The organism is Pseudomonas agronomica (genome assembly GCF_025917275.1).
GTDB lineage: Bacteria > Pseudomonadota > Gammaproteobacteria > Pseudomonadales > Pseudomonadaceae > Aquipseudomonas > Aquipseudomonas agronomica.
Genome location: NZ_JAOSHO010000354.1, coordinates 1 through 5,457, shown reverse-complemented (window position 1 = coordinate 5,457; position 5,457 = coordinate 1). Strand labels below are relative to the sequence as shown.

5 protein-coding genes are annotated in these 5,457 nt (G+C 60.6%); 3 read left to right on the top strand and 2 right to left on the bottom strand.

All coding sequences use genetic code 11. The annotated features are described in order from the left end of the window. Positions 1–110: 110 nt before the first annotated feature. Positions 111–965, bottom strand: coding sequence for a glycine betaine ABC transporter substrate-binding protein (locus tag OC610_RS20345; protein WP_264430219.1), 855 nt, complete (start codon positions 963–965; stop codon positions 111–113). Between the two features lie 427 nt (positions 966–1,392). Here OC610_RS20345 and OC610_RS20340 point away from each other — a divergent pair, with 427 nt between their 5' ends. Both OC610_RS20340 and OC610_RS20335 read left to right on the top strand, forming a co-directional pair. After that, on the top strand, positions 1,393–2,691 hold the full coding sequence (locus OC610_RS20340; protein WP_181289830.1) for a serine/threonine protein kinase: 1,299 nt from the start codon (positions 1,393–1,395) through the stop codon (positions 2,689–2,691). After that, positions 2,684–3,472 carry an MlaA family lipoprotein gene (locus OC610_RS20335; RefSeq protein ID WP_264430217.1) on the top strand — a complete coding sequence of 263 codons (789 nt, stop codon included), beginning with the start codon at positions 2,684–2,686 and terminating at the stop codon, positions 3,470–3,472. Before OC610_RS20340 ends, OC610_RS20335 begins: the two co-directional genes overlap by 8 nt. A gap of 132 nt (positions 3,473–3,604) precedes the next feature. Here the strand turns inward: OC610_RS20335 and OC610_RS20330 are convergent, their stop codons facing one another. Next, on the bottom strand, positions 3,605–4,519 hold the full coding sequence (locus OC610_RS20330) for a DUF808 domain-containing protein (RefSeq protein ID WP_264430216.1): 915 nt from the start codon (positions 4,517–4,519) through the stop codon (positions 3,605–3,607). A 291-nt stretch (positions 4,520–4,810) separates the two neighbouring features. Between OC610_RS20330 and OC610_RS20325 the strand changes: the two genes are divergently transcribed. After that, complete coding sequence (locus tag OC610_RS20325) at positions 4,811–5,416, top strand: TetR/AcrR family transcriptional regulator (RefSeq protein ID WP_264430215.1); 606 nt, start codon at positions 4,811–4,813, stop codon at positions 5,414–5,416. Positions 5,417–5,457 lie beyond the last annotated feature (41 nt).

Genomic DNA, 5,457 nt, shown 5'->3' with positions numbered 1-5,457 from the left:
GCGAGCAAGCTCGCTCCCACAGGGTTTAGTGGAAAATTCAGGAATCGCACGCACAAAAAAACCGCATGCCTCCAGCTCATGCGGTTTTCGGAACAGTCAGACCAGGCCGATTACTTGCCGGTCCACTCCTTCACGCGGTCCGGGTGCTTGGCTACCCAATCCTTGGCAGCGGCTTCCGGCTTGGCGCCTTCCTGGATCGCCAGCATGACTTCGCCGATTTCGTCTTTCGAAGCCCACTGGAACTTCTTCAGGAATTCAGCCACTTCTGGCGCCTTGTTGCCCAGCTCCTTGCTGCCGATGCTGTTCACAGTCTCAGCCGCGCCATAGACACCTTTCGGGTCTTCCAGGAAGCGCAGTTTCCACTTGGCGAACATCCAGTGCGGCACCCAACCGGTCACGGCAATGGACTCGTTCTTTTTCTCGGCACGGGTCAGCTCGGCAATCATGCCGGCGCCGGAACTGGCCTTGAGTTGATAGCCGGTCAGGTCGTAGTCCTTGATGGCCTGTTCGGTCTTGAGCATCACGCCTGAACCGGCGTCGATGCCGACGATGCGCTTCTTGAAGGAGTCGTCGGTCTTCAGGTCTTCGAGGGACTTGGCCTTGACGTACTCCGGCACGATCAGGCCGATTTTTGCATCCTTGAAGTTGGGGCCGTAATCGACCACCTGGTCCTTGTTCTTCGCCCAGTAGTCGCCGTGGGTCACTGGCAGCCAGGCCGAGAGCATTGCATCGAGCTTGCCGGTGGCAACGCCCTGCCACATGATCCCGGTCGCGACGGCTTGCAGCTTCACGTCATAGCCGAGTTTTTGCTTGATCACTTCGGCGGCCACGTGCGTGGTGGCGACGCTGTCGGACCAACCATCAACGTAGCCAATGCTCAGGGTTTTGGTCTCGGCGCTGGCCAAGGTGGAGCTGATCGCCAGTACCAGTGCGGCACCTGCGCCCAAGAGTCGTCGCATCTTCATCGTTACTTCCCCGAAAGTGCTGCGCCCGACGGATGCCGAGCGGCGTCAACGTATTGTTATGGTGCACAGCGCCCCCATCACGCTCGCCTGCAAAACCGGTCCGAACGCCAGTGGAGTACTGACTGGCTGATCATCAACCTGCGCCGTTCTGGAACCTGCTCTGTCTGCGACGCCGAAGCAACGAGAAACGACATCAGAAAGCCAGCAAGCCATTTAAGCGGTTTTGCCCGGCCAATTCCGCCCAAACCTTGCATGCCCGTACCAAGAAGCCGGCAGCTCCACTAGCCGCTACCCGGCTCCAACGTGTATTGTCCCGCTACTCTTGCGCTCCTTTCGCGCTTGTTTTGCAGCCGTCATGGCACTTGGCTTGGCTTCGATGGTCATAGCTGCGAACCTCATTCGGCACCTTCCTCTAAGGGATCTAGTCATGCTCCGTTCCTTGCGCTTCGCTGCCCTCATTGGCGGCCTTATCCTGAGTGCGTCCGCGCTGGCGGTGGACATTGACGCCGCCAGCTATGGCTATCCCTTGACCAACCCGTTCGAGGCGACCATCGCCACCACGCCGCCGGACCTGAGGCCGGAACTGCCGCTGAACGAAGACATCAACCAGTCGGACCACACCGTCACCCTGCGCCCCGAACGCGAATTCATCCTGCCGGACAATTTCTGGCCGGTGAAAAGCCTCACCTACCGCATGGCCACCCAGGACAAGCCCGCGCCGCTGATCTTCCTGATTGCAGGCACCGGCGCACGGTATGACAGCACGCTCAACGAGTACCTCAAGCGCCTCTACTACAAGGCCGGTTATCACGTGGTGCAGCTGTCTTCGCCCACCAGTTTCGACTTCATGAGTGCCGCCTCGCGCTTCGCCACCCCTGGCATCACCAAGGAAGACGCCGAAGACATGTACCGGGTGATGCAGGCCGTGCGCGCGCAGAATCCTAAGGTACCGGTCACCGAGTACTACCTGACCGGCTACAGCCTCGGCGCCCTGGACGCGGCCTTCGTCGCGCACCTGGACGAAACCCGCCGCAGCTTCAATTTCAAGAAGGTTTTGCTGCTGAACCCGCCGGTGAACCTCTACACCTCGATCACCAACCTGGACAAACTGGTCCAGACCGAGGTCAAGGGCATCAACAGCACCACCACCTTTTATGAGCTGGTGCTGAACAAGCTGACCCGCTACTTCCAGCAAAAAGGCTACATCGACCTCAACGATGCCCTGCTCTATGACTTCCAACAGTCCAAGCAACACTTGAGCAACGAGCAGATGGCGATGCTGATCGGCACCTCGTTCCGGTTCTCGGCGGCCGATATCGCCTTCACCTCGGACCTGATCAACCGCCGCGGCCTGATCATCCCACCCAAATTCCCCATTACCGAAAGCACCAGCCTGACGCCCTTCCTCAAGCGTGCGCTGCAATGCGATTTCGACTGCTACCTCACCGAGCAAGTCATCCCGATGTGGCGGGCCCGCACCGACGGCGGCAGCCTGTTGCAACTGGTCGACCAGGTCAGCCTGTACGCCCTGAAGGATTATCTGCAGGCCAGTCCGAAGATTGCGGTGATGCACAACGCCGACGATGTGATCCTCGGCCCCGGTGACCTGGGCTTCCTGCGCAAGACCTTTGGCGATCGCCTGACGGTCTACCCGCTGGGTGGGCACTGCGGCAACCTTAACTACCGCGTCAACAGCGACGCCATGCTGGAGTTCTTCCGTGGCTAAATATCTCCTGCTGATCGCCGCGTTAATGAGCGCGGGCATGGTCCACGCCGATAACAGCAAAGCCGATGCGCCCGTGAAGGTGGATGCTGACGGGTTCAAGGAACCGCTGACCAAGCTCAAGTTCAACCCGGGCCTGGATCAACGCGAATTCGAACGCTCGACGCTCAACGCCTTGAACGTCTATGACCCGCTGGAATCCTGGAACCGCCGCGTCTATCACTTCAACTACCGCTTCGACGAATGGGTATTCCTGCCCGTGGTCGATGGCTACCGCTACGTCACCCCGAGCTTCGTGCGCACCGGTGTGAGCAACTTCTTCAACAACCTGGGCGACGTGCCGAACCTGGTGAACAGCCTGCTGCAATTCAAGGGCAAGCGTTCGATGGAAACCACCGCTCGGCTGTTGCTCAACACCACGGTCGGCATCGCCGGCCTGTGGGACCCGGCCACCGCCATGGGCCTGCCGCGCCAGAGCGAAGACTTCGGCCAGACCCTGGGTTTCTACGGCGTACCGGCCGGCGCTTACTTCGTGCTGCCGATCTTCGGCCCATCGAACCTGCGCGACACCTCGGGCCTGCTCGTGGACTACACGGCCGAGTCGGCGATCAACTTCCTGAACGTCTCCGAAGTCAGCGCCAACCACCCGGAACTGCTGCTCCTGCGCGGCGTGGACAAGCGCTACCAGACCAGCTTCCGCTACGGCCAGCTGAACTCGCCGTTCGAGTATGAAAAGGTTCGCTACGTGTACACCGAGTCGCGCAAGTTGCAGATCGCCGAGTAACTTTCGGAGACCGCAAAACCATTGTGGGAGCGAGCTTGCTCGCGATGACGGTCTGACATCCAACATTAATGTTGCCTGACAGACTGCTATCGCGAGCAAGCTCGCTCCCACAGTTGTAATGCGTTGGCAGACTCAGCCTTTCAGCGCCTTCCAGATTTTGCCCACCGCCAGCACACCCGCCAACACCACAGCCCCCGCGACAATCCCCGCCACCGCATTGAGCAACGTCGGCACGATGAACCCGGCACCGCCGGCGCTGGCCGCAACGCCTTCGATCCAGTGGCGCACCGCCGGCACGCCATGGGTCAGGATGCCGCCGCCCACCAGGAACATCGCCGCCGTGCCGATCACCGACAGGCCTTTCATCATGTAAGGCGCCGCGCTCAAGATCGCTCTGCCAATGCTCTTGGCGGCCTGCCCTGGCTTCTGGGTCAGCCACAAGCCCAGATCATCGAGCTTGACGATGCCGGCCACCAGGCCGTACACGCCGACGGTCATGACAATGGCGATGCCCGACAGCACGATCACCTGCTGGGTCAGCGGCGCATCGGCGACGGTGCCGAGGGTGATGGCGATGATTTCCGCCGAGAGGATGAAATCGGTGCGTACCGCACCCTTGATCTTGTCCTTTTCAAAGGCCACCAGATCGACCGCCGGATCGGCCACCGCCTCGACCAGTTGCGCGTGTTCGGCTTGGTCTTCAGCCTTGCTGTGAAGGAATTTGTGGGCGAGTTTTTCGAACCCTTCGAAACACAGGTAGGCGCCGCCGACCATCAACAACGGCGTCACCAGCCAAGGGACGAAGGCACTGATGGCCAGCGCCGACGGCACCAGGATCAGCTTGTTGAGGAACGAGCCCTTGGCCACCGCCCACACCACTGGCAATTCCCGCTCAGCCCGCACACCCGAGACTTGCTGGGCGTTGAGCGCCAGGTCATCACCGAGCACGCCGGCGGTTTTCTTGGCGGCCATCTTGGTCATCAACGCCACATCGTCGAGTACCGTGGCAATGTCGTCGATCAAAACCAGCAAACTGCTTCCAGCCATGGAGGGGCTCCTTGAACAATATTGCCGCGCAGCATAACGCGAGCCGCGCAGCCTTGTGGCCTGTACGGTTAATTCGAGTACTCAAATTCGAGTGCCAGTGATTGCCAGGCAAGGCGCCATGACGAGTCGTAGCCCGCTACGGCGAGGAATGGTAACGCAGCTTGGCAAGCACTGGCGCCGAAGTTGAGTGCACGAATTAGCCACACAGGCCACCAGGGGCATTCTTGAGCGCCGCGCGAGGCCGGTGCTACCATGCGCCACCGCCATGATCGGCAAGGAACCCCAGGGTTTATGAGCACTATCCGCGAGCGCAACAAAGAACTGATCCTGCGTGCCGCCAGCGAAGAATTTGCCGACAAGGGCTTCGCCGCGACCAAAACCAGCGACATCGCGGCCAAGGCGGGCTTGCCCAAACCCAACGTCTACTACTACTTCAAATCCAAGGAAAACCTCTATCGCGAGGTCCTTGAAAGCATCATCGAGCCGATTCTCCAGGCCTCCACCCCCTTCAACGCCGACGGCGAGCCGGGCGAAGTGCTGAGCCACTACATCCACTCCAAGATCCGCATCTCCCGCGACCTGCCGTTCGCCTCGAAAGTCTTCGCCAGCGAAATCATGCACGGCGCCCCGCACCTGAGCGCCGACCTCATCGAACAGCTCAACGCCCAGGCGCGGCACAACATCGACTGCATCCAGACCTGGATCGACCGCGGCCAGATCGCCCCCATCGACCCCAACCACCTGATGTTCAGCATCTGGGCCGCCACCCAGACCTACGCCGATTTCGACTGGCAGATCAGCGCCGTGACCGGCAAGGCCAAGCTGGATGAAGCGGACTACGAAGCGGCGGCGCAGACGATTATTCGGTTGGTTTTGAAGGGGTGTGAGCCCGGCTGACAGACCGAGTGGACCTCATCGCGAGCAAGCTCGCTCCCACA

Excerpts from the sequence above, each read along its gene's own strand:
- OC610_RS20345 (WP_264430219.1), bottom strand. The coding sequence starts at position 965 with ATGAAGATGCGACGACTCTTGGGCGCAGGTGCCGCACTGGTACTGGCG.
- OC610_RS20340 (WP_181289830.1), top strand. The coding sequence starts at position 1,393 with ATGCTCCGTTCCTTGCGCTTCGCTGCCCTCATTGGCGGCCTTATCCTG.
- OC610_RS20330 (WP_264430216.1), bottom strand. The coding sequence starts at position 4,519 with ATGGCTGGAAGCAGTTTGCTGGTTTTGATCGACGACATTGCCACGGTA.
- OC610_RS20325 (WP_264430215.1), top strand. The coding sequence starts at position 4,811 with ATGAGCACTATCCGCGAGCGCAACAAAGAACTGATCCTGCGTGCCGCC.